General features: G+C 60.4%; 1 protein-coding gene. It reads left to right on the top strand.

What is annotated here, in order from left to right:
- On the top strand, window positions 1-1,109 hold a 1,109-nt coding region (locus tag BKD70_RS22145), incomplete at its 5' end, for a hypothetical protein (RefSeq protein WP_218188961.1).
- Window positions 1,110-1,506 lie beyond the last annotated feature (397 nt).

Below are 1,506 nucleotides of genomic sequence, written 5' to 3'. Positions count from 1 at the left end.
ATCACAAGGCATCGTTCCAGATTGTGCCGGGCTCGTTCTGGGGTATGTCCATCCCTGAGTTGATGAGCGATGTGCAGGACATGTGTGGTGCTACGGCGCGCGCGCAGTCCAATAACATGGCGTTTGCCAGCGGCCCGCAGGTCGAAGTTGACGAGGATCGCCTGCAACCTGGTGAGAACCCAAACGAGATGTTCCCCATGAAGCGCTGGCGCGTGAAGAGCGGCCAGACGGCCGGGCTCGGTGGCGGCGCAACAGCTCCGGTTCTGCGCTTCTATCAGCCGGTAAGCCTGGCAGGCGAACTGATGGCTGTGTACGACTCGTGGGAGAAGCGTGCCGACGACGCCACGAACATCCCTCGTTACATCTATGGTGCCGAAAAGGTCGGTGGCGCAGGCAATACGGCTAGCGGCCTGTCGATGCTCATGGAGTCTGCCAACAAGGGTATCAAGGACGCAATCCGGCACATCGACCGTGGGGTGGTGCGTCGTGTCATTGAAGCGCTGTGGCTGTTCAACATGCGCTACTCCGAGGACAACGCGATCAAGGGCGACTGCAAGGTGGTTGCGCGCGGTGCTAACGCGATGCTTCAGCGTGAGCAAACATTGCAAGCCCGCACCCAGTTCCTGGGGTTCACCAACAACCCTATCGATATGCAGATCCTCGGCCTGGAAGGCCGTGCGGCGATTCTACGCAAGGTGGCCGAAAGCCTCGATATGCCCGGCCTGGTCCCAACGAAGGACGAGATGAAGGCTCGGGAAGATCAGCAACAGCAGCAGGCCGCGCAGCAGCAGCAGGAGCAGGCGAAGCTGGCCGGCCAGCAGGTTGCTGCAGAAACAGGAAAAACGGCAGCCCAAACCGAAGAGCTGAGCGCTCGAGCAGACAAAATTCGCATCGAAGCACAGCGCCTCGGTATGGAAAACGGCGCGACGGTTGCGCAACTTCAACACGCTTCGGGAGGAGCAAATGAAACCCAGCGACCACCAGTGGCAAGCGCTGGTCAACCTGAGCAACAGCCCGGATTGGAAGCACCTGCGGGAGTTGATGAGCAGCTGCCTGCTGGAGGCCCAGCAGAACCTGGAGAAGGGCAGCAACCTGGAGGACCTGTTTAGGGCCCAGGGCAGGGCGACCCAAATCAGGGAGTTGCTTGATACGTTCGATAAATCCCGCGATTCGCTTGACCGAATCAACGAATCGCGGCATCGCCAGTAGCTACAGAAAAAGCCGCCCAAGTTGAGGCGGCTTTTTTGTGGCCACTCTCCGGTCATTCGGCCAAGTGCCCGGAACCAGTAGCACATCCAGAAGCCCGGACCTGCCGGCTCTACCCAAGGAGAAAACGATCAAATGAGCACGCTACCCCGCAACGTACAGGCGCAAATCGACGAAGCCACGGCAATTCAGGAAGCACTGAATAAGCCGGCCGAGAATCCCGCTCCCGCAGCGGCTCCGGCGGCAGACCCAGAAGCGCCAGCGGTCGCAGACCAGCAACCGCCCGCCAAAACGGACCCG

It is taken from the genome of Pseudomonas sp. BS-2016 (assembly GCF_001806145.1).
GTDB lineage: Bacteria > Pseudomonadota > Gammaproteobacteria > Pseudomonadales > Pseudomonadaceae > Aquipseudomonas > Aquipseudomonas lundensis.
The sequence above is the reverse complement of the archived record's forward strand: the minus strand, read 5'-3'. Positions and strand labels throughout refer to the sequence as shown.